Source organism: Candidatus Tumulicola sp. (assembly GCA_036490475.1).
GTDB lineage: Bacteria > Vulcanimicrobiota > Vulcanimicrobiia > Vulcanimicrobiales > Vulcanimicrobiaceae > Tumulicola.
Genome location: DASXDT010000006.1, coordinates 1,713,761 through 1,734,210 on the forward strand (window position 1 = coordinate 1,713,761; position 20,450 = coordinate 1,734,210).

At 61.5% G+C, this 20,450-nt stretch carries 15 protein-coding genes; 12 read left to right on the top strand and 3 right to left on the bottom strand.

The window, feature by feature from the left end; genetic code table 11:
- Positions 1–16: 16 nt before the first annotated feature.
- A complete protein-coding gene (locus VGF98_15685) occupies positions 17–1,108 on the bottom strand; it encodes an isocitrate/isopropylmalate family dehydrogenase (GenBank protein ID HEY1683089.1) in 1,092 nt (363 codons plus the stop codon).
- Between the two features lie 37 nt (positions 1,109–1,145).
- Here VGF98_15685 and VGF98_15690 point away from each other — a divergent pair, with 37 nt between their 5' ends.
- From VGF98_15690 to mqnC, 5 genes are read left to right on the top strand one after another with little or no spacing between them, the layout of a single operon-like run.
- Complete coding sequence (locus VGF98_15690) at positions 1,146–3,362, top strand: DNA translocase FtsK (protein HEY1683090.1); 2,217 nt, start codon at positions 1,146–1,148, stop codon at positions 3,360–3,362.
- Positions 3,359–3,988, top strand: coding sequence for a phosphatase PAP2 family protein (locus VGF98_15695; GenBank protein ID HEY1683091.1), 630 nt, complete (start codon positions 3,359–3,361; stop codon positions 3,986–3,988). The genes VGF98_15690 and VGF98_15695 overlap by 4 nt, the downstream gene beginning before the upstream one ends.
- Before the next feature lie 52 nt (positions 3,989–4,040).
- Positions 4,041–5,177 (top strand): CofH family radical SAM protein, encoded by a 1,137-nt coding sequence (locus VGF98_15700; GenBank protein ID HEY1683092.1) that lies wholly within the window; start codon positions 4,041–4,043, stop codon positions 5,175–5,177.
- Entirely contained in the window at positions 5,174–6,010 is an 837-nt protein-coding gene (locus tag VGF98_15705) for a menaquinone biosynthesis protein (protein HEY1683093.1), read from the top strand. The genes VGF98_15700 and VGF98_15705 overlap by 4 nt, the downstream gene beginning before the upstream one ends.
- Positions 5,994–7,079 (top strand): cyclic dehypoxanthinyl futalosine synthase, encoded by a 1,086-nt coding sequence (mqnC, locus tag VGF98_15710; protein HEY1683094.1) that lies wholly within the window; start codon positions 5,994–5,996, stop codon positions 7,077–7,079. The genes VGF98_15705 and mqnC overlap by 17 nt, the downstream gene beginning before the upstream one ends.
- Here mqnC and mnmA read toward each other — a convergent pair.
- Entirely contained in the window at positions 7,076–8,140 is a 1,065-nt protein-coding gene (mnmA, locus tag VGF98_15715; GenBank protein HEY1683095.1) for a tRNA 2-thiouridine(34) synthase MnmA, read from the bottom strand. The genes mqnC and mnmA overlap by 4 nt on opposite strands.
- Positions 8,141–8,202: 62 nt before the next feature.
- Between mnmA and VGF98_15720 the strand changes: the two genes are divergently transcribed.
- The 7 genes from VGF98_15720 to secA all read left to right on the top strand — a co-directional run bounded on the left by VGF98_15720 (position 8,203) and on the right by secA (position 17,178).
- Positions 8,203–8,940 (top strand): RodZ domain-containing protein, encoded by a 738-nt coding sequence (locus VGF98_15720; GenBank protein HEY1683096.1) that lies wholly within the window; start codon positions 8,203–8,205, stop codon positions 8,938–8,940.
- 32 nt (positions 8,941–8,972) lie between these two features.
- Complete coding sequence (locus tag VGF98_15725; GenBank protein HEY1683097.1) at positions 8,973–9,464, top strand: YajQ family cyclic di-GMP-binding protein; 492 nt, start codon at positions 8,973–8,975, stop codon at positions 9,462–9,464.
- Positions 9,465–9,481: 17 nt separating this feature from the next.
- Positions 9,482–10,858 carry a 30S ribosomal protein S12 methylthiotransferase RimO gene (gene rimO, locus VGF98_15730; protein ID HEY1683098.1) on the top strand — a complete coding sequence of 459 codons (1,377 nt, stop codon included), beginning with the start codon at positions 9,482–9,484 and terminating at the stop codon, positions 10,856–10,858.
- Positions 10,851–12,266 carry an LCP family protein gene (locus VGF98_15735; protein HEY1683099.1) on the top strand — a complete coding sequence of 472 codons (1,416 nt, stop codon included), beginning with the start codon at positions 10,851–10,853 and terminating at the stop codon, positions 12,264–12,266. The genes rimO and VGF98_15735 overlap by 8 nt, the downstream gene beginning before the upstream one ends.
- A complete protein-coding gene (locus VGF98_15740; GenBank protein HEY1683100.1) occupies positions 12,266–13,093 on the top strand; it encodes a polysaccharide deacetylase family protein in 828 nt (275 codons plus the stop codon). Before VGF98_15735 ends, VGF98_15740 begins: the two co-directional genes overlap by 1 nt.
- Before the next feature lie 235 nt (positions 13,094–13,328).
- Positions 13,329–14,528 (top strand): hypothetical protein, encoded by a 1,200-nt coding sequence (locus VGF98_15745; GenBank protein ID HEY1683101.1) that lies wholly within the window; start codon positions 13,329–13,331, stop codon positions 14,526–14,528.
- Positions 14,529–14,532: 4 nt separating this feature from the next.
- Positions 14,533–17,178: a preprotein translocase subunit SecA gene (gene secA, locus VGF98_15750; protein ID HEY1683102.1), complete on the top strand. Its 2,646-nt coding sequence runs from the start codon at positions 14,533–14,535 to the stop codon at positions 17,176–17,178.
- A 337-nt stretch (positions 17,179–17,515) separates the two neighbouring features.
- Here the strand turns inward: secA and VGF98_15755 are convergent, their stop codons facing one another.
- Entirely contained in the window at positions 17,516–20,239 is a 2,724-nt protein-coding gene (locus VGF98_15755) for an adenylate/guanylate cyclase domain-containing protein (GenBank protein ID HEY1683103.1), read from the bottom strand.
- Positions 20,240–20,450: the final 211 nt, after the last annotated feature.

Sequence of the window (20,450 nt, forward strand, 5' to 3'; positions counted from 1 at the left end):
AGAAAGCGAGACTTCGCTAGAGCGTCGACCAGACGTCGAGTTTGCGGCGCACGCCTTCGATGACCGCGTCGGTGTATTCGGTGGTGGTGGCGTGGCCGCCGAGGTCGGCGGTGGCAACGCCGGCGTGCAGCGTTTCCAACGAAGACTCGTAGATTGCGCGCGACGCGTCGGCGGCGCGACGGCCCTCGACGTACGATAGCACGGCGGCTCCGGCCAAAATCATCGCCAGCGGGTTGGCGACATTCTTTCCTTGCAGTCGCGGCGCGGTGCCGTGCGGCGCTTCGGCCATTACGACGCTCGGAGCGGCGCCCGCTGTATGATTCGCATCGTCGAACGCCAGCAGGAGCGATTCCGCACCGGCCAGCGAGCCGAACAGCTGCATCACCATGTCCGACAAGCAATCGCCGTCGCGATTGAGCGACGGGATCACGAGCGGCCGGTCTCCCGAACTCGACAGCAACAGCGCGTAGGTCGCGTCGATCAATTGCGGGTCGTACGGAACGTTCGGATGGCGCTCGTGCGCCGCGTCCATCTCTTCTTTCAGCATGCCTTCGTACACCGGACTCACGGTGTACTTGGGGCCGCCGAAGACGACGCCGCCCACTTTCTTGGCATGGGTGAACGCATATTCGGAGACGTGACGGCAAACCGAACGCGAGATCGTTTCGGTGCGACAGGCGATTTCGTCGCCGTCCCGAGACTCGCGCCACTCCTTGGCGCCGTAGGCGTCGCCGACGGCCATGCGCACGATCGAAATCGGAGCGTGAATTCCGGCCACGGGACGCACGCGCGGCAATCGCCGTCCGGTTCGCACGATTACTTTGCCGTCGACGCGTTCGCGCAGAATGCGATTCGGGGAGCCCACATCGCCCGTTTGTTCGGGTGTAATCGTCGCCGCTTTCAAACCCAGCCGTGCGCGCCGCATCGCGTCGGCCGCTTCGTGAACGATTTCGTTGCCGGACGAACGCCGGCGCTCCAGCGATAAGTCGTAGCGTTCGAATTGCAGCTCGAGCCCGATGACCGATGGATCGAGCACGCGGAGCGCTTCGAGCAGCAGCTCTTGGCCGGTTTGATCGCCTTCGAGCACGACGAGAGTGGGCGCGTTCAAAGTGAAGTCCTCGCAGGGTGACGAATCCGAAGTTTCCATGGCACGTGCGCGCCGTAAGGCGACCGCCAGGACACGGCTCAATCTCGAGATCGTTGGAATAGCCGCGATCGGAATCGCCATCCTGATGGGGATTTCTTTGGCGACTCCGCATCATGCCGGTCGAATCGGCGAATGGACTGCCGACGCGCTCCACCATCTCTTTGGAGGTGGGGCGGTTCTTTTCCCCGTGCTCGTTGCGCTGTTCGGTGCGATTCTGTTTCTCGAAGTAAACGTTCCGAGATTGGTGAACGAAATCGGGACGTCGGCGCTTGCGTGCTTTCTGATCGTCGATGCCGCGCTCGGTTCGGGCGGCTACGCGCGCGGCGGCGTCGTCGGTTCGAACATCTGGTGGGCGCTGCGTTCGTTGATCGGCGTCGCGGGTGCGTGGATCGTCGTGGCGGTCGCGGCCGTTTCGCTGCTGCTGTGGTTGACCAACGCTAGTTTGAAGCGGACGATCGGACGCGTCGCAGGTTGGGCGGGATCGATCCGTATGCCCGACCTTCCGGCGGTCCGAAGACCGAAGATCGAACTACCGCCCGGTCACGCTTCATTGCGCGAGGCGTTTGCGCTCGGCGCTCCATCCCCCAAAGCCGAAGTCGTCGCCCCGACGGCACGCGAACCGCTGGTCGCAGTCGAACCGGCCGCACCTATCGTTCCTCAGCCTCCGGTCGTTCGCACGCCGTACTTCGAACCCGAGCCGGTGCCGCCCGAACCGGTGCGTCCGGAACCGGCGCGCGGCTTATCGGGTGAGTACGAGCCGCCGGCCCCGGGTTCGATCAACTACCGGCTGCCGGACCTGGCGATTTTTGACCCGCCCGTGGCGCAAGTCACGGACGATTCGAATCGCGCACACCTGCTGGAAGATACGCTGGCTAGCTTCGGCGTCGGCGCCAAGGTCGTGCATATCGAGCGCGGCCCATCGATTACGCGGTACGAGCTCAAGCCCGAGCGCGGCATCAAAATCGCGCGCATCGCATCGTTGGCCGACGATCTGGCGCTCGCGCTGGCCGCGACGAGCGTGCGCATCGAAGCACCGATCCCCGGCAAATCGGCGGTCGGCATCGAGATCCCCAATCAAACGGTCTCGCTCGTCGCGATTCGTGAAATCCTCGAAGCGATTCCAAACCGCGGGCAAATTCCGCCGCTGTGGATGGCGCTCGGCAAAGATATCAGCGGCCGGCCGGTGTTTGGCGATCTCGGAAAGATGCCGCATTTACTGGTGGCGGGTGCGACCGGCGCCGGCAAGTCGGTATGTCTCAACACGATTCTCGCATCGCTGCTCGTGACGGCGACGCCCGATCAAGTGCAGTTGCTGATGATCGATCCCAAACGTGTCGAGCTGAGCGTGTATAACGGAATTCCGCATTTAGTGCGCGAGCCCATCACCGATCCACGCATGGCGGCCGGCGCGCTGTTCGAAATGACCAAAGAGATGGATTCGCGCTACGAGCGTTTTGCTAAAGCCGGCGTGCGAAAGATCGAAGAATACAACGCGAAGTTTCCGGACGAAACGCTGCCGTACGTCGTGATCGTGATCGATGAGTTGGCCGATCTGATGCTGGTCGCGCCGGCCAAGGTCGAATCGACCGTCACGCGTTTAGCGCAGTTAGCTCGCGCCACCGGGATTCATCTGATCGTCGCGACGCAGCGCCCGTCGGTCGACGTCATCACCGGATTGATCAAGGCCAACATTCCATCGCGCATCGCCTTCGCGGTGAGCTCGCAAACAGATTCGCGCGTCATCCTCGATATGAACGGTGCCGAACGATTGCTGGGTCGCGGAGATATGCTGTATCTGCCGATCGACGCTCCGAAACCCATTCGCGCGCAGGGCGCGTTGATCACCGGGGCCGAGGTCGAACGGCTGGTGGATTTCTGGGCACGTCAATCGCGACCGAGCAATCTCGTGGAGGTCGAAGCCGTTCCGGTGAGCGACGAGGAAAACGGAAAAGCCGTCGATTCGTTGTGCTACGAAGCGGCCAAGTTCATCATCGAAACCAACTATGCATCGACCGCTCAGCTGCAGTCGCAGTTTTCGATCGGACATCCGCGCGCCGTTCGCCTTATGAAGCAACTGGAAGAATTTAAGGTCGTCGGTCCGCACGAAGGGACCAAACCGCGCAAAATCGTCGTCGGTTTGGCCGAACTCGAATTGCTGGCTCCGCGTTTGGGCTCGGGCGAACGGCAGACCGATCTGTTCGGGTCCGAATCGTGACGCGCCGAATCGTTCTCGCGCTGGTAGCGCTAGCGGCGTTTGTCGCGTTTTGGCGGCTCGGCGCATACGTTCGCGCAAACGGCGAACCGGCGGCGCTGATCGTGTTCGAGGCGGAACTGGCCGGCCACGGCCTTCTGGCGGCGTGGTGGCTCACGTTCTCGTGCTACGTGCAGACGCTGGTCCTCGTTGGCGTGCTGCTCATCGTTCTGGCCTGGCGCTTCCCGGCGTGGCGTGTGCGCATCGCATGTACGCTCGTCAGTGCGATCGTATGCTGGCGCCTCGCCGATTTCTTTCAACACGTGTACGCGCGGCCGCGACCCGCAGTTTGGTTCGTACACCACGAAACCGCGTTTTCGTATCCCAGTAGCCACGCCGCCATCGCACTCGGATTCTACGGGTTGTGGGCGGTGTTGCTCTACAGCAGCGAGTTGGGTCGCCGGACGCGGCTGCTATCCGCCGCCGCCCTCATCTGCTTGACCGTTGCGATCTACTGGGCGCGTCTGGCGCTCGGCGCCCATTATGCGACCGACCTGGCAGGCGGCGCGTTCCTGGCGGTGGGCATCGTATGTGCCGGCGCAGCCGTACTCCCGGGAAACGTTGTTGCGCCGTTCGCGGGGCGCCGCTAGAGTAAACCCGAAGATTCGAACCGAGCTCCCGCCCCTCGAAGAAAGGTCCGCCTTGGTATACCGCGATCCGGCGCTCACCGGCATAGCACGCAAGATCGACGCCAACGCTTCCCTGTCGCTCGAAGACGGGGTCGCACTCTATCGCACCGCCGACCTGCACGGCTTGGGCGCGCTCGCAAGAGCCGCGAAAGAGCGCAAGAGCGGCAAAAAAGTCTTCTACGTGCTCAACCGCTACATCAACTCGACGAACGTCTGCTTTGCGGCGTGCACGTTCTGTTCGTTCGCAGCCGACGAGTTCAAAGAGAAAGAACGCGTCTTCCGGATGACGGCCGATCAAGTGTTCGCCAAGGCGCTCGAGACCGGCACGAACTTCAATCAGATCCACATCGTCGGCGGGCACGACCCGCGCCAGCTATCGCTGGACTATTGGTTGCCGCTGATGCGCCGCTTGAAAGAAGCCGTACCGCACGCGCAACTGTCGTTTTTTACGGCGGCCGAGATCGAATATATGGCGAAGCGCCATCGCCTGTCGTTTCCCGAGATCGTGTCGGTGCTCAAAGAAGCCGGGTTGGATAACGTCAACGGCGGCGCGGCCGAAATCTTCGCCGAAGAAACGCGCGCGAAAATTTGCCCGAACAAGGTTTCGAGCGCAAACTGGATCGCGATTCACGAGGAGCTGCACCGCCAAGGTGTCGCCAGCAACGCCACGATGCTCTACGGACATATCGAATCGATCGAAGACCGCGTCGACCATCTTATCCGTTTGCGCGAGTCGCAAGCTCGCGTGCCCGGGTTCAACGCGCTGATCCCGCTGGCGTTCCATCCCGACGGCAACGCGCTATCGTATTGCGGCTGGACCACCGGACTCGACGACCTCAAGACGTTTGCCGTCGCCCGCCTTATGCTGGATAACTTCGATCACATCAAAGCCTATTGGATGATTCAGGGCCTCAAGGTGTGCCAGGTCGCGCTGCAATTCGGCGCCGACGACATGGATGGCACGCACGGTTCGACCGATGAGGAGATGATCTATCACTCGGCCGGAACGCGTTCGGGCCAGTACGTCGACGACCGAGAGTTTCGGCGCTTGATCGAGGACGCCGGCTACGTCGCCGTGCGACGGAATTCCACGTACGACGAGTTTCCGTTCGATTGGACTCCGCCACAGCGAGAACTCGTCGAAGCGTGAGCTTACGGTGTGGCCGGATGGCTTATACCAACGTCGTTCCGCTCTATGCCGCGTTCGATTGCGGCGTGCTGGAATATCCCGGCTCGCTGGTTTCCGGAGTTCCGGCCGAGCTCAACGCGATGTTGGCGGACGGCTCGCTCGATCTCAGCCCGGTCAGCACTATGGCCTGGGCGCAACACGCCGATGCGTTCGCGCTGCTTCCCGATTTGTGTATCGGCGCGCGCGATGAAGTCGTTTCGGTGTTGCTCGCGTCGGAACGGCCGCCGGCTCTGCTCGACGGAGCGACGGTATACGTGACCGACGAATCTGCCAGCGGCTACAATCTCTTGCGCGTTCTGCTGGAACGACGCTACGGCGTGCGCGCATCGTACGAGCGCGCCCACGATGTGCTGCCTCGAGCGCGCTCCGGACAACCGGCGCTGCTCATCGGCGACGCCGCGATCGACGCGTTCGAAACGATCGACCCGCAGCATATCTACGATTTAGGACGCCTGTGGCGTGACTGGACGCAGACGCAGCCGGTCTTCGGCGTTTGGGCCGCGCGTCGCGAGATTTTAGAGCGCCGGCCGGCGGAAGTTCGCGCCTGTATGCTCGCAATGACCGACGCGTATTCGTGGTCGCGTGCCAATCGCGAGCGCGTTATCGAACGTGCGCAGGCGCAGCGATTGCGCAGTGCAGCGTTCTACGAATCGTATTTCGACAAACTCAACTTTACGTATCATCTCGCCGCGCAAACCGGCTTGGCGGCATTTTGCCGCGAGCTGCGCGCGATCGGCGCGATCGATCGCATTCCCTCGGTCGTTCCGGAGAATCTCGATGCCGTCGCTTGTTAGCCTATTAGATCGCGCCGCCGGTGGCGGCCGCTTGACCTTCGACGAGGGCGTGCGCCTGTATCGCGAGGCGGACTTGCACGAGCTGGGTGCTGCGGCGCACGAACGGCGCTCGCAGATGTACCCCGGCGACGTCGTGACCTACGTGATCGATACGACGATCAACTATACCAACGTTTGTAACGTGCACTGTACGTTTTGCGCGTTCTTCCGCCCCGAGCAGCACAAAGAAGGCTACACGATGTCGCACGACACCGTGCTGGAACGGGTTCGCTACGCCGAGGGTCACGGCGCCACGCAAATCATGATTCAGGGCGGCGTCAACCCGGAGTTGCGGATCGATTGGTTCGAGTCGTTGTTCCGCCGGGTCGCGAGCGAGTTTCCCGGCGTCGACATTCACTCGCTGTCGGTTTCCGAAATAATCGGATTGGCACATGTCGAAGAAATGCCGGTTCGTGACGTGCTCCAAAGACTACGCGAAGCTGGAATGAAGTCGCTACCCGGCGCCGGCGCGGAAATTCTCGTCGAACGCGTGCGCAAACGGATCTCCGCACGCAAGGTCAAGCCCGACGAGTGGCTCGGAGTTATGCGCGAAGCGCAGCTGCTGGGTATGCCGACCACGGCGACGATGATGTTCGGATCCATCGAAACGCCGGAAGAGCGGATCGAGCACATGCACGTGGTGCGCGAACTGCAAGACGAAACCGGCGGCTTTACCGCGTTCATTCCGTGGTACTACGTGCCGCACAAGACGCCGCTGCGCGGAAAAGAAGCCACCGGCCTCGAGTATCTGCGGGTGCTGGCGATTTCACGCTTGTATCTGGATAATGTGGCGCATCTGCAAGCGTCGTGGCTGACGCCGGGTCTCAAGCTGGGGCAGCTCGCGCTGTTCTACGGTTGCGACGATATGGGCGGCACCATCCTCGAAGAGCGCGTGGTGCACGACGCGGGAAGTACCAACGAAGCCACGCGTAACGATCTCGAGCATCTCATCATCGACGCCGGGTATCGTCCGGTCGTGCGCGACACGTATTGGAACATTCGCGACGGCATGGCGTTAGCCGCCGTCTAGGCTACAGCGCGCTCGATCGTCGCGGCGCCCAGCACTTCTAAACCGCCTTCGTCGAACAGTGCGACCAATTGTCCGGGCGTTACGGCACGCTGCGGCTGATCGAAGCGCACGCGCAGCGCGCCATCGACGACGCGAACCGTCGCCGGAACGGCCGTACCGCGATAGCGGACCGTCGCCAACACGCGTCGTTCGTCCGTACCGAATCGCTCCGGGCGAATCGCGTTGAATTCACCGGCCTCGAGTCCGTTCGCCAATAGCTCGAGTTCGTCGCCCACGACGACGGTGTTGGTTGCTGCGTCGACACGTGTAACGTACCGCGCGCGCTCCGAACCTCCGGGTAAGCCGCTGCGCTGCCCTACCGTATAACCGGCAACTCCCGCGTGCGTCCCTATCCGCTGGCCACCGGCGTTCAACACTTCGCCCGGCCGGCGGATGCCAGGACGAATGCGCTCCAGCACGTCGCGATAATCACCGCCTTCGACAAAGCAGATGTCTTGCGACTCGGTCTTGTCGTGCACCGGCAACCCGAGACGGAGGGCGTGGGCGCGAGTCGCGGGCTTGTCGAGCTCGCCCAACGGCAAGAGCAATCGATCGAGCTGCGCGGGCGTCAACTGGGCCAATGCATACGCCTGGTCTTTTCCGGACGGGCTGCGGAACAGCCGCGGTCCGCCCGGCCCGTGTTCCAACTGCGCGTAATGGCCGGTCGCGACGAAACGCGCGTCGAGCCGATCGGCATATTGCAGCAGCGTTCCGAGCTTGACGAAATTATTGCACGCGACGCACGGGTTCGGAGTGCGGCCGGCTTCGTAGTCGTCGGCGAAGCGCTCCACGACGTTTTTCCTGAACGTTTCCTCGAAGTTGAGCACGTAATGCGGAATGCCCAGAATCGACGCGCTGGAGCGCGCATCGTCGAAATCGTCGGAACCACAGCAGCTTTTCGCGTGCGCGGGCCGGGTTGGCGCGTACATCTTCATCGTCACGCCGACGACGTCAAAACCACGCTCCACCAGCAGGCCGGCGGCGACAGCCGAATCGACTCCGCCGCTCATAGCAGCGATCACGCGTTTCTTCATCATAGACTCTGGACAGGATAACACTAGGTCGAATCTAAGAAAAGCCGCGCATGGCATCGCTGGGCGAGCGCCTTCGCGAAGCGCGCGAAGCTCGCGGTCTTAGCCCGTCGGAAGTATCCGAGAAAATCCGCATCCGCACCGTCTATCTCATCGCCATCGAAGAGGAAAATTGGCGGGCGGTCGGTGCGCCGGTCTACATCCGAGGCTTCTTACGAACCTACGCCCGCTTCCTCGGCTTAGATCCCGAGGAGGTGGTGGCCCAATTCGGCGAGCTGGAGCCCGGTAACGCGGCCTCAGAACCACAGTTCGTGGTGGGTCCGCCGGCCCGGAGAAATCATGCTCTCACATGGATCGCCGCCTGTGTCGCCGTGCTGCTCGTGGCATTCGTCGCCTACAATGCGCTGACGATGCACCGCCAGGGCCAGGAGCCAGCCGTCGCAACGGCCGCATCGCGTAGCCCCGAGGCACCGCCAACCGCCGGTACCACAGCCACCTTCGCCCCGGCGAAGGCCACCGTAGCCGGGCATTCAGCCACGCCGACCCCGGGACCAGGCGGAAGGCAGTCGATCGCTCTCGTGCTGTCGGCACCGTCATGGCTTCGGGTCACCGTCGATGGTACTGTTAGCATGGAGGGTACGTTTCCGGCAGGGACGTCTAAGACGTTCCACGGTCGGGCAGCGTCGATTCGAGTCGGTAATGCCGGTGGGGTAGACGTTTGGGTCGACGGCAAGAGCGTCGGCGCGCTCGGTAAGACCGGTGACGTCGTCGACCGCGCATTCGACTTATAAGCACCCCTACAAAAGGAAAGCGGGATTAGAAGTTGCCTACAGACCCGTCGTTCGACATCGTTTCTCGAATCGACCAACAAGAACTGGATAACGCGCTCAATCAGTCGCGCAAGGAGATCGAGAACCGTTTTGATTTCAAGCACAGCAAGACGAGCATCGAAGCGAACGAAAAGGCGATCACGATCATTAGCGATGACGAGCTGAAGATGCGCAACGTGGTCGATATCCTTCAGGGCAAAGCCATCAAGCGCGGCCTCGATATCAAGGCATTCGATTTCGGTACGGTCGAGCCGGCCGCCGGCGGCACGGTGCGTCAAGTGCTGACGCTGCGCTCCGGAATACCGAAAGACAAGAGCAAACCGCTGATGGAGAAGATCAAAGCGCTCAAACTCAAGGTCTCCGCACAGTATCAAGACGAGCAGATCCGCGTGACCGGCAAAAACCGCGACGATTTGCAAACGGTGATTGCGGCGATGAAAGAGCTCGACTACGAACTCCCGTTGCAGTTCGTCAACTACCGGTAACCCAGGAGAATCGTTTAGTGCGTTCGGTAGCGTTCGTGAGTTTGGGCTGCGCCAAAAATCTGGTCGACACCGAAGTCATGATGGCAAAACTCGGTGCGGCCGGCTGGCGTCTCGAGAGCGAGGCAAAAGACGCCGATGCGGTGGTCATCAACACCTGCGCCTTCATCGATCCCGCGAAGGCCGAGTCGACCGAGACGATCATGGAACACGCCGCCGCCAAGCGCGACGGCCAGCAATTGGTCGTGGCCGGATGTTTGGCGCAACGCTACGGTGCGCAACTGCAAGCACTCGTTCCCGAAATTGACGCCGTCGTCGGGACGGGATCGTACGCCGGTATCGTCGAGCTCATCGAAGACGCGTTCGGCGGACAGCGTCCGTTGCGTCTGGAGTTCGAACCGGAGCCCGAACACGATTTTCTTCCGCGTCTCGTTACGACGCCTCGTGCTACAGCATATCTAAAGATCGCGGAAGGCTGCGACCATCCGTGTACGTTCTGCATCATCCCGGCGCTACGTGGAAAGTTCCGCAGCCGCAGCGAGGAATCGATCCTCGCCGAAGCGCGCGCGTTGGCCGCTGCGGGCACCAAAGAGTTGATCTTGATCGCGCAAGACACGTCGATGTGGGGCCGCGATCGCGGGATCCGTCGAGGCGGTCTAGCCACGCTGCTCGAGCGGTTGCACGAAGTCGACGGCCTCGAGTGGATCCGGCTTCTGTATCTCTATCCTGCGACGGTCGATTCGGAATTAATCGATGCTATCGCCGATCTCCCCAAAGTCTGCAAGTACATGGATATGCCGTTGCAGCACGCGCATCCCGAGGTGTTGCGTGCGATGCGTCGCCCGAGCAACGGCGAGCGCTATCTCGAGATTCTCGATACGTTTCGCAATCGCGTGCCCGGCATTACCTTGCGCTCCACCTTTATCGTGGGCTTTCCGGGCGAAACACCCGAACACGTCGAGTACCTCGAACGCTGGATCGCACGGGCAGAGCTCGATCGCGTCGGCTTCTTTGAATATAGCGCGGAAGAAGATACGCCGGCCGCGACCTTGGACGGTCGCATCGGTTCGCGCGAACGGCGCCGGCGATTGATTCTATTGCGCGAAGCACAGCGGGCCGCATCCGAGCGCGCACGTTCCAAGCGAATCGGACGTGAGGTGCGCGTTCTCGCCGAAGAGCGCCGCGAGTTGCGTCGTTCGGATCCGATGCGCGCGCATTTGGCGGGCGGCGTCACGTGGTTCGGACGGTCGGAAGGTGAGGCACCGGGTGTCGATGGCGGCGTGTACTTCGACGATACGGGCGGTGGCGTGACGGCCGGCGATTTCGTTCCGGTCCGCTTAACCGGACACGGTGCGTTCGACTTTTGCGGTTCGGCCTCGGAGGCGCTCGTTGGGTAAGCATTTGGCTCCGCTCGATCCGGATACGCACCGCCGTACGGGTATCTGGCGCCGCGTATTGATGGTCGTCGGATTGCTGGTTATTGCCGGCGGATCGGCGCTGGCCGCATACGCATTCTTCGAGCACAAAAATCCGGTCGTGGCGATCACGCAGATGTTCGTGCCGTCACCGGAGCAAGTGTTCGGCAAACAAAACATCTTAGTGCTGGTCGAAGGCTTGGATTACGACTACACGGCGAAGGACGAAGAATTCTCGACCAACTCGCGCAGCGACGCTATCTGGGCCGTCAATCTCGACTTTCGCACCAAGCGAATTTACCAATTATCGATTCCGCGCGACATGGAGGCGACGCTACCCAACGGTGCGCACGCCAAAATTAACGAGGCGCAATCGGACGGGGGCATCAAAGAAGCCCGCAACGTCATCTCGCAGTTTTTAGGCATTCCGGGCTTCGACCGGTACGTGATCCTGCGTATCGACGCGACTCGCGAATTCGTCAACGCCGTCGGCGGCGTGGATGTCGTCGTCAAAAACTCAAACTGCCTGCGATACAAAACCGATTGCACCGGCCAGACGATCGACTACGACGATAATTGGGGCCACCTGCACATTCATCTCAAAGAGGGCATGCAGCACCTCAACGGCGATCAGGCCGTCGCGTACATGCGCTTCCGGCACGATTGGTGCAGCGATCCGTGCCGCATCATGCGCCAACAGCAAGTGATGCACGCCATGGCCTCGCGAATGCGTGGCGACCGTCTGAATCTGATCATGCACGTGGGCGACTTGATGAATATTTTCCACAAGTACGTGCAGACGGATTTCTCGAATTCGGAACTATTGGCGATCGCTTCGCATTACCAAGGGGTTCCCGACGCCTCGATCATCAACAAGCAAGTGCCGTACACCGACACGGTCGAGTTGCCGAACTACGGCGACACGCTCGTGCCCGACGACGCGGCAAAACAACAACTGGTCGCGAGCATGTTGTTGGCTCCGCCGGCACCCGAACCGTCGCCCGACGCGATGGCTTTGGCCGCGATCCCTCCCGCGACGCTACGGGTAGACGTCGAAAACGGCAGCGGCGTGGCGGGCGCGGGTAAGCGTGTCGCGGGCGCTTTAGCGAAGGCCGGCTTCGTCGTTTCGACGGTTGGAAACGCAGAACGTTCGGATTATACCGCGAGCGAGATCCACGAGCACTCGACCGTATCGTTTGCGGGCGCGCGCGTGCGTGCCGCCTTGCCCGCCGCGTTCTCCAAGGCGACCGTCGTTCCGGATCCCTCGCCCTCCGGTTCTCCCGACGCACAAGCGACCGCGACGACGACCGACGTAACCGTAATCGTCGGCGAAGATCTTGCGAAAGAGCCGTTGCAGGCCAAATCGCCTCCTAGCCTCCCGAATTTGTGATGCTCCCGAAGTCTCCGTCTATTCGCGCGGCGATCGCGCTGCTGCTCGTCGTGGCCATTGCCTACGGCGGGTGGCGATTGCTCGTGCACGGCAGTAACACTCCGCCCGCATTGGTGACGCCCAAGACCAACGTACATAGCGAAATCTCCGAAGACGTTCCGTCGCGGTTGCACCGGATCGCAGAAGATTTGCCGTTGCGAAACCGCGACAGCCGTCCCCGCCTGATCGCGCTCACATTCGATGACGGCCCCTATCCGATCTTTACGCCGCTGCTACTCGACACGCTGCGCGACTTGCACGTGCCGGCGACATTTTTTCTGATCGGTCACGACGCCGTGCAGTGGCCGGAGATTACCCGACGCATCGAGGCCAACGGCGACGAGGTCGCGGATCATACGTACACACACCCGGATCTCGATCGCGAATCGGATGCGACCGTGCGATCGGAGATTCTCCGGGGCCGCGATGTGTTGTGGCAATTCACCCACGACCCCTCGGTGCGCACGCTGATGCGGCCGCCGCATGGCCGGTACACGGAGCGGACGCTGAAGGTGGCTCAGTCGCTGGGTTATTCGGTTGTTCTGTGGACCGACGATAGCGGCGACTGGCGAACGCTGACCTCAGCCCAAATCCAGCGGCACCTCTTAGCCCACGCCACTGCCCCGGAGATCGTTTTGCTACATAGTGGAAAACTCGCCACGATCGAGGCGCTGCCCGAAGTGGTCGCTCGCTTCGAACAAGCCGGCTATACGTTCTTGACCGTCGGACAGCTGCTTCGGCAGGTGACGCCCACCGAGCTCAACCATCCGCTCAGGCGCCCGGTCTGAAGGATGCCTCGTCAAATTATCGATACCGAGTCGAGCCGGCCCGCTTACGTGAGGCGGCGGGTCTTCACGGCTGTGGCTTATGTCGTCGGTGGGGCGATCCTCGCCGTTGCGGTTTGGGCATTCTGGCTCCACTCAACAGCACACGTAACCCATTAGAATCGAGTAAGCGTCAAGGAAACTTGGCGGCCCGCGGGAACCTGGGACCGGTTCCGGGGGTTACTTTCGAGGAGAAAGCATGCGTTCCAAGCTCAGCATAGGGTTCATCGCACTGGGGATGGCGATTGCGGTCGCGGCCTGCAGTTCGTATGGCGTCAACAATACCGTCAACGTCGGGCCGGATTTTCCGTCGATGACGCTGTACGCCAGCAACAGCAACCAAAACGCGGTTGGGATCTACACGTCCGCGCAAAAGGGCGGCACGGGGCCGACCTATCAAATCGGCGGCGCGACAACCGATTTTAACGGGCCACAATACCTGGCCTTCGACGCGGGGCAAAATCTGTGGGTGACCAACTACAACCCGTCGACGAATGCGGCGGCGCTGATCGAGATCGAAGCGCTTGCGACCGGTGACGTAGTTCCGTTGCAGGCAGTCGCGTTGAACGGTCACCTGCGCGGCATCGCGATCACGCCCAGCACGAAGACCGAAGCTGGGTTGATGGTGATCTCCGACGTCATCCCTACCAACAAGTATCCGAGCCAGCTCTTGTTGTTCGCCCCGGGTTCCACATCTACGTACGCGCAGATCGCCGGGCCAAAGCCCTCACTGCACGTTCCGGGCGGCGTGGCGCTCGACGGAAATAACAAGATCTACGTCGCCAATATTCAGGGCCGCTCGGTACAGCAGTTCATCGTGCCGTCGCCGACTCCGACCCCGAGCGGGTCGCCGAGTCCGACGCCGTCGCCCAGTCCGACGCCGTCCGGATCGCCGAGTTCGTCGCCAACGCCGTCGCCGACCCCGACGCCGATCAACATCAATCCGCATTTTCAACTCTCGGGTTCCAACACCGGAATCATCACGCCGATCAGCGTCGCGATCGATAGTAGTTTGAACATCTACGTCGTCGATCAGGGTGCCCTCGGCGCGCAGTGCTCGGCGTCCAACGCCGCGGCGATCTTGGTCTTCCGCAAGCCGTCCTCGAAAGGGACGCTGAACGTTAAGCCGATTCGCACGGTACGAGGCTGCGCTACCGAGCTAACGACGCCGACCGACATCAAAATTAACATTAAGAAGTCGTTGATCTACGTCGCCGACTCGCAGAAGATTCTGGTCTTCCCGCTCACCGCCAACGGCTCTCCGGCACCGATGTCCTTCTATAATTCCCCCGGCGCGGTTACGGGCATCGGCTTGGTGCCAGGCCCGCAACCGACCGCCACGGCTACGCCTGCAGCGCGCAGGCTAGGGCCGAAATCCACCACGGAGAAACACCCATAACCCCATGGCATTCCTAAAGGCGCTGGTCGACGGTAACGAACGCGAAGTCTCCCGGCTTCGCCGCACCTCGAACGCGGTTAACGCGTTCGAGGGCCGCATCGCTGCGCTTTCCGACGATGAGTTACGCAATAAAACGGTCGAGTTTCGCGAGCGGTTAGCGGCGGGCGAATCGCTCGATGCGATGCTGCCCGAAACGTTCGCGGTGGTTCGTGAGGCCGGTAAACGCACGCTTGGCATGCGCCACTTCGATGTGCAGATCATGGGTGGCCAAGTCTTGTTCGAAGGCCGTATCGCCGAAATGAAAACCGGCGAAGGCAAAACGTTGGTGGCGACCTTGCCGGTCTACGCGCGAGCGCTCGAAGGGCGCGGCGTAACCGTCGTCACGGTTAACGATTACTTGGCGCGACGCGACGCCGAGTGGATGTCGCCGATTTACGAAGCGCTCGGTCTGACCGTCGGTATCATCCAGCACGATCTCGATCCGGTGCAGCGCCGAGCTGCCTACAACTGCGACGTCACCTACATCACCAACAACGAAGTCGGCTTCGACTATCTGCGCGACAACATGGCGTGGCAGGTCGAAGATTTGGTGCAGCGCGAGCTGTACTTCGCACTGGTCGACGAAGTCGATTCGATTCTGGTCGATGAAGCGCGTACGCCACTGATCATCAGCGGGCCGTCGCAAGAGTCGGGCGAGCTGTACGAAAAGTTCGCGCAAATCATTCCGCGCTTGAAAAAAGGCGAAGATTTCACGGTCGACGAGAAAGCGCACGCCGCCCCGATCATGGAAGCCGGCGTAGCAAAGATCGAAAAAATATTGGGTGTCGGCAATCTGTACGACCAGCGGAATATCGAGCTGACGCATCAGTTGAACGCCGCGCTCAAGGCGTGGAATCTGTTCCATCGCGACCAGCAATACATCGTTAAAGACGGCGAAGTGATCATCGTCGACGAGTTCACCGGCCGGTTGATGCATGGCCGCCGCTATTCCGACGGTATCCACCAAGCGATCGAAGCCAAAGAAGGCATCAAAGTCCGGGGCGAAGATCAGACGCTGGCGACCATCACGTTCCAGAACCTGTTCCGGTTGTACAAGCATTTGGCGGGCATGACGGGTACGGCTAAAACCGAAGAACGCGAGTTCCGCGACATTTACGGTCTCGACGTCGTCGTCGTTCCGACCAACCGTCCGATGGTGCGCAAAGATAGCTCGGACATCGTGTTCAAGTCCGAAAAGGCGAAGTTCGAAGCCGTCGTCGACGAGATTATCGCGGAGCATCAAAAGGGACGGCCGATTCTGGTAGGTACGCGCTCGATCGAAAAGAGCGAGCTTCTGGCTGCAATGCTGCGCCGGCGCGGCGTCGAGTGCAACGTCCTGAACGCAAAGTATCACGAGCAAGAAGCCGATATTATCAAGGATGCCGGGCAAGGTTCGCAAGTCACGATCGCGACCAACATGGCCGGTCGCGGTACCGACATCAAGTTAGGTGACGGCGTACCGAGCGCCGGCGGCTTGCACATCATCGGCACCGAGCGGCACGAATCCCGGCGCATCGACAATCAGTTGCGCGGACGCTCCGGCCGGCAAGGCGATCCCGGCTCGACCCGTTTCTACATTTCGCTGGAAGACGAAGTGATGCGCCTGTTCGGAGGCGAGCGCATGACGTCGATCATGGATCGCGTCGGCTTCACCGACGAGCAGCCGATCGAGTCGGGTCTGGTTAGCAAGTCGATCGAGCGTGCGCAGAAGAAGGTCGAGAACCACAACTACGAGATTCGTAAGCACGTCCTCGAGTACGACGACGTGATGAACAAGCAGCGCGCGATTATCTATCGCGATCGCCGCGATATTCTCGAGGGTAAATTCGATTCGCGCTCGTTCATGACGCAGACGGTGTCGGCTAAGGTCGACGAAGCGCTCGAACAAAACGCACCGGAGAACGTGCATCCGAGCGAATGGGATTTCGCCGAGATGCTCGAGCAGTTGGAACTCATCTTCCCGATCAAGCAGTCGCTGTCCGTCGCGGACCTTGAGAGTAAAGACCGTGAAGAAGTGCGTCGTATGCTGCACGAAAAAGCGCAGGAGGCGTACGAGGCTAAAGAGACCGAGGTAACGCCGGAAATCTTACGCGTGGTCGAGCAGCGTTATTTGCTGCTGCCGATCATCGACCGCCAGTGGGTCGACCACTTATATGTGATGGATCACCTAAAGACGGGCATCGGGCTGCGTGGATACGGTCAAAAAGATCCGCGCGTGGAGTACGAAAAAGAAGCCTTCGAAGTTTTCGAATCGCTGAAGAACAATATCGCCGATGAGGCAGTCAAAGGCGTGTTCCGCGTAGTGATCGAGCACGGTCCGGCTCCGCAACAGCAAGTTCCGCAGTACGAAGCGATTCCGACCGGAGAGATGATTCCTCAGCCGTCTGCGGAGCCGCACGAGCCGCAAAGTCGTCTGTCGCGACAAGAGGCAGAACAGCTACTCGGACCGATGCCCGGCTCGGATCGTCCGGTGCAACAACTGCACACGAATAAAGACGACGAGTCGCCTGCGAAACCGCAACAACGCGAGGCGCCCAAAGTCGGCCGCAATGAAATGTGCCCGTGCGGCAGCGGTAAAAAATTCAAGAAGTGCCACGGGGCCGCAGCGTAACGGGCATAGGGGAACGGACCTAAAACCGGGCCCCTCTCCGGCGCTCGTCCGCGTCGGCGATCGTCGAAAAAGCCCGTAAAATAAGGTGTTTCTACATATCGCGCCATCGGCCAACCTCGCGCGCGGCGCGTGCAAACTTTGCAATCGCGTTTGCAAAAGTCGGGATGCGTCGAAAACGCTATATAAGATAACGCTTTTCGCACAGTCCGGACATGCATGCTCCATGTGCGATGCATCGGGCGCTGCGACTTGCCCCGCTACCATCCTCAAGCGCAATGCGAATCCAGCTGCGGTGTAAGTGCCGCGGCCATTGTTTCGGCCATTACTGTGCTTGTGGTCAGACCTTGAGCGCTTCTTCGGCCGCTTGATCTTCCGACCACGCTGCACCTTCGGCCGCGAGCTTTCCTATCTCGGCTTCGCTCAGCTGCTCGTGCAATGCGGCCATGAGCTTCTCGTAGCCCCACGTCTCCGTGGCCTCGCGTTCGTACCGCAGCTCGTTGAACTGCACGTTGACGTAGCCGATGAGCCGCGCTGCATCGTTCACTTCTCCACGCAGCGCCAAGAGCAGCCCGATATGCTGCAGCGCGATCGCGATGTAGAACGTATTCTGTGCTTGTCGCGCCCAGCGCAGCCCCTCGCGAGCACTCTCGCGCGCTCTATCCACGTCTCCCAGCGCAATGCTATAGGCAGCGACGTTGCTATGGTCAACCGCTAAGGTCAGCGCGTGCTTTCCACGCGAGTCGATCTCAAGGGCCTCGCCTGCCAGCTGCAGCGCCTCCTCGACTCGACCGCGTGAAAACTCCAGCTCCGCGAGATTTCCCAGCACCACAGCTGCCCCGGCCTCGTCTCCGTAGGCCTTGTATGCCGCCAGCGCCTGCGCGAACGACTCACGCGCCGCGACATCACCGCGAGCCTCCTGGATTCCCGCTTGGATGTTCAGGCAATGAGCTATTCCCGATTTATGTCCTAACGAGTGCATCGCCGCAAGCGCGCGTGCGTTCACGTCACTCGCCTCTTCAAGTTGACCCATTTGATAGAGACTGTGCGCAAGACTATTGAGCGCCCGAGCCTGCCCCTTCTCGTCGCCCACTGACTGGTACAGCGCGACGGCGCGTTGCGCACAGTCGTGTGCGCGCTCGCCGTATGAAATATTACCGAGCGCAAGCCACAGCCGGGCCGCCACCTGTGGGTGCATCGATTCGTCAAGGCCCGCTTGCGCAAGGCCAATCCAATAGCGCCCCTCCACCGTGAGTCCACCAGCAAACCAAAGCGGGTACAGCGTTCCGGCCACGGCACCACCCAGCGTCAGGTCGTGCCCGTCTTTCAGCGCCCACTCCAACACGGCGCGGTAGTTGTCCAGTTCCAGTTCCACGCTCACCAGCCACGCCGCCGTCGAGCCGGTGCCCCAACGTTCGCCGGCTTCTTGCGCCGGGTCACGAAAATACTCTGCGTGACGGCGAGCCAGCCGTTCGTGTTCGCCGGCTGCGGTGAGCTTCTCCAGCGCATAGGCACGCGTGCTTTCCAGCAACGAGTAGCGTTCTTGCTGGCCGGCGGTATCGGCCACGACCAACGACTTGTCGGTCAGCGATGAGACCAGGTCTAAAATGTCAATCTCATCGAGGTCCTCGCCACTGCACACCGCGGCAGCCGCATCCAGGCTGAACCCGCCGGCGAAGATGCCGATGCGATCGAACAGCATCTGCTCCTGGGCAGTGAGCAGATCGTAGCTCCAGTCGATGAGTGCGCGCAGCGTCTGCTGGCGCGGGAGCACGTCGCGGCCGCCGCCGGTGAGAATCCGCAAGCGTTCGTTGAGCCGTTGAGCCAGGTTGGGAATGCTCAAGACCTTCACCCGCGCCGCGGCGAGTTCAATCGCGAGCGGAATGCCGTCCAGGCGACGGCAGATTTCGGCAATAATCGGCGCAGTGTCATCGGTGAGTGCAAACGTAGCGCTGGCGGCTCGCGCGCGTTCGACGAAGAGCGCAACGCCGGTCGGAAGATCGAGCGAGGGCACGTGATACGTCGCCTCTCCGGCGACTCCAACCGCTTGGCGGCTCGATGCCAGCACTTTAACCTTCGGCGCAGCGCGCAAGATCGTGGAGATGACGTGCGCGGCGGGCTCGACGAGATGCTCGCAGTTGTCGAAGATCAGCAGCAGCTCTTTGCCCTTGAGCGCACGCGCGAGATGCTCGACGAGATCACCTTGAGATGGGAGCGTGATGCTCAGCGCAGACGCGACGGTGGTGGGGATGTATTCGCCTTGGCTGAGCGGTGCGAGTTCGACAAACCACACTCCATCGTGGAACTCGTCAATGCGATCGGCTGCAACGTGTAAGGAGAGCCGCGTCTTGCCGACACCGCCCGAGCCGACGAGAGTGACAAACCGATGCCGTTCGATAAGCGCGGAGACCTCGATGATCTCCGCCTCGCGGCCGATGAAGGACGAAACCTGCGCCGGCAGGTTGTTGGAAAGATGTTCGAGCGAACGCAGCGGTGGGAAGTCGCTGATCAGCTCGGGTGCGAGCAGCTGGTAGATGCGTTCGGGCTGCGCGAGGTCTTTGAGCCGGTGCTCGCCCAGATCGCGCAGACTGCACTTCGGCGGCAGCGTATTGGCGAGCAGTTCGGTGCAGGCGCCCGAGAGCAACACCTGACCGCCGTGACCGACGGTGAGTAACCGCGCGACGCGATTGACCGTCGGGCCGAAGTAGTCGCCGTCGCGTTCGTCGGCAATGCCCGCGTGCAGCGCCATGCGCGCACGCAATCCCTCGACTGCGGAGAAATCTTCGTTGGCCAGCGCACGCTGAGCGTCGAGTGCCGCGGCGAGGGCATCGAGCGGCGTTGCGAAGGCCGAGCAAAACGCGTCGCCCATCGTTTTAAAGACGTACGCGCCGCGCGCTTCCAGCGCCGCGCGCACCAGCGCATCGTGGCGCGAAAGCGCCGTGGCCATCGCTTCGCGGTCGCGCTCCCAGCGCACGGTGCTGCCTTCGATATCCGAAAACAGAAAGGTAACCGTGCCTGTCGGACGCGCCGAACCCGGCGGGCCCGAATCGAGCTGGGTCGCCATGGGTTCGCCTTTCGTGTTTGGGGTGTTCCCCACCGCCAAGCAGCATAAGGGCTGCCGCGATCTTCGAGATCGTCGCGGTGTTAGGCGTGGTCTTCCGGCCAACAAACCCTTGAAGCTGTGAACGAGTGCGCCGCTTATGCGGACGATTCGCTTAATATCCGCCGCCCCGACCGCCACGCGTAAGGCTTCGAGCTTCTCTCGGGGTTGCGAT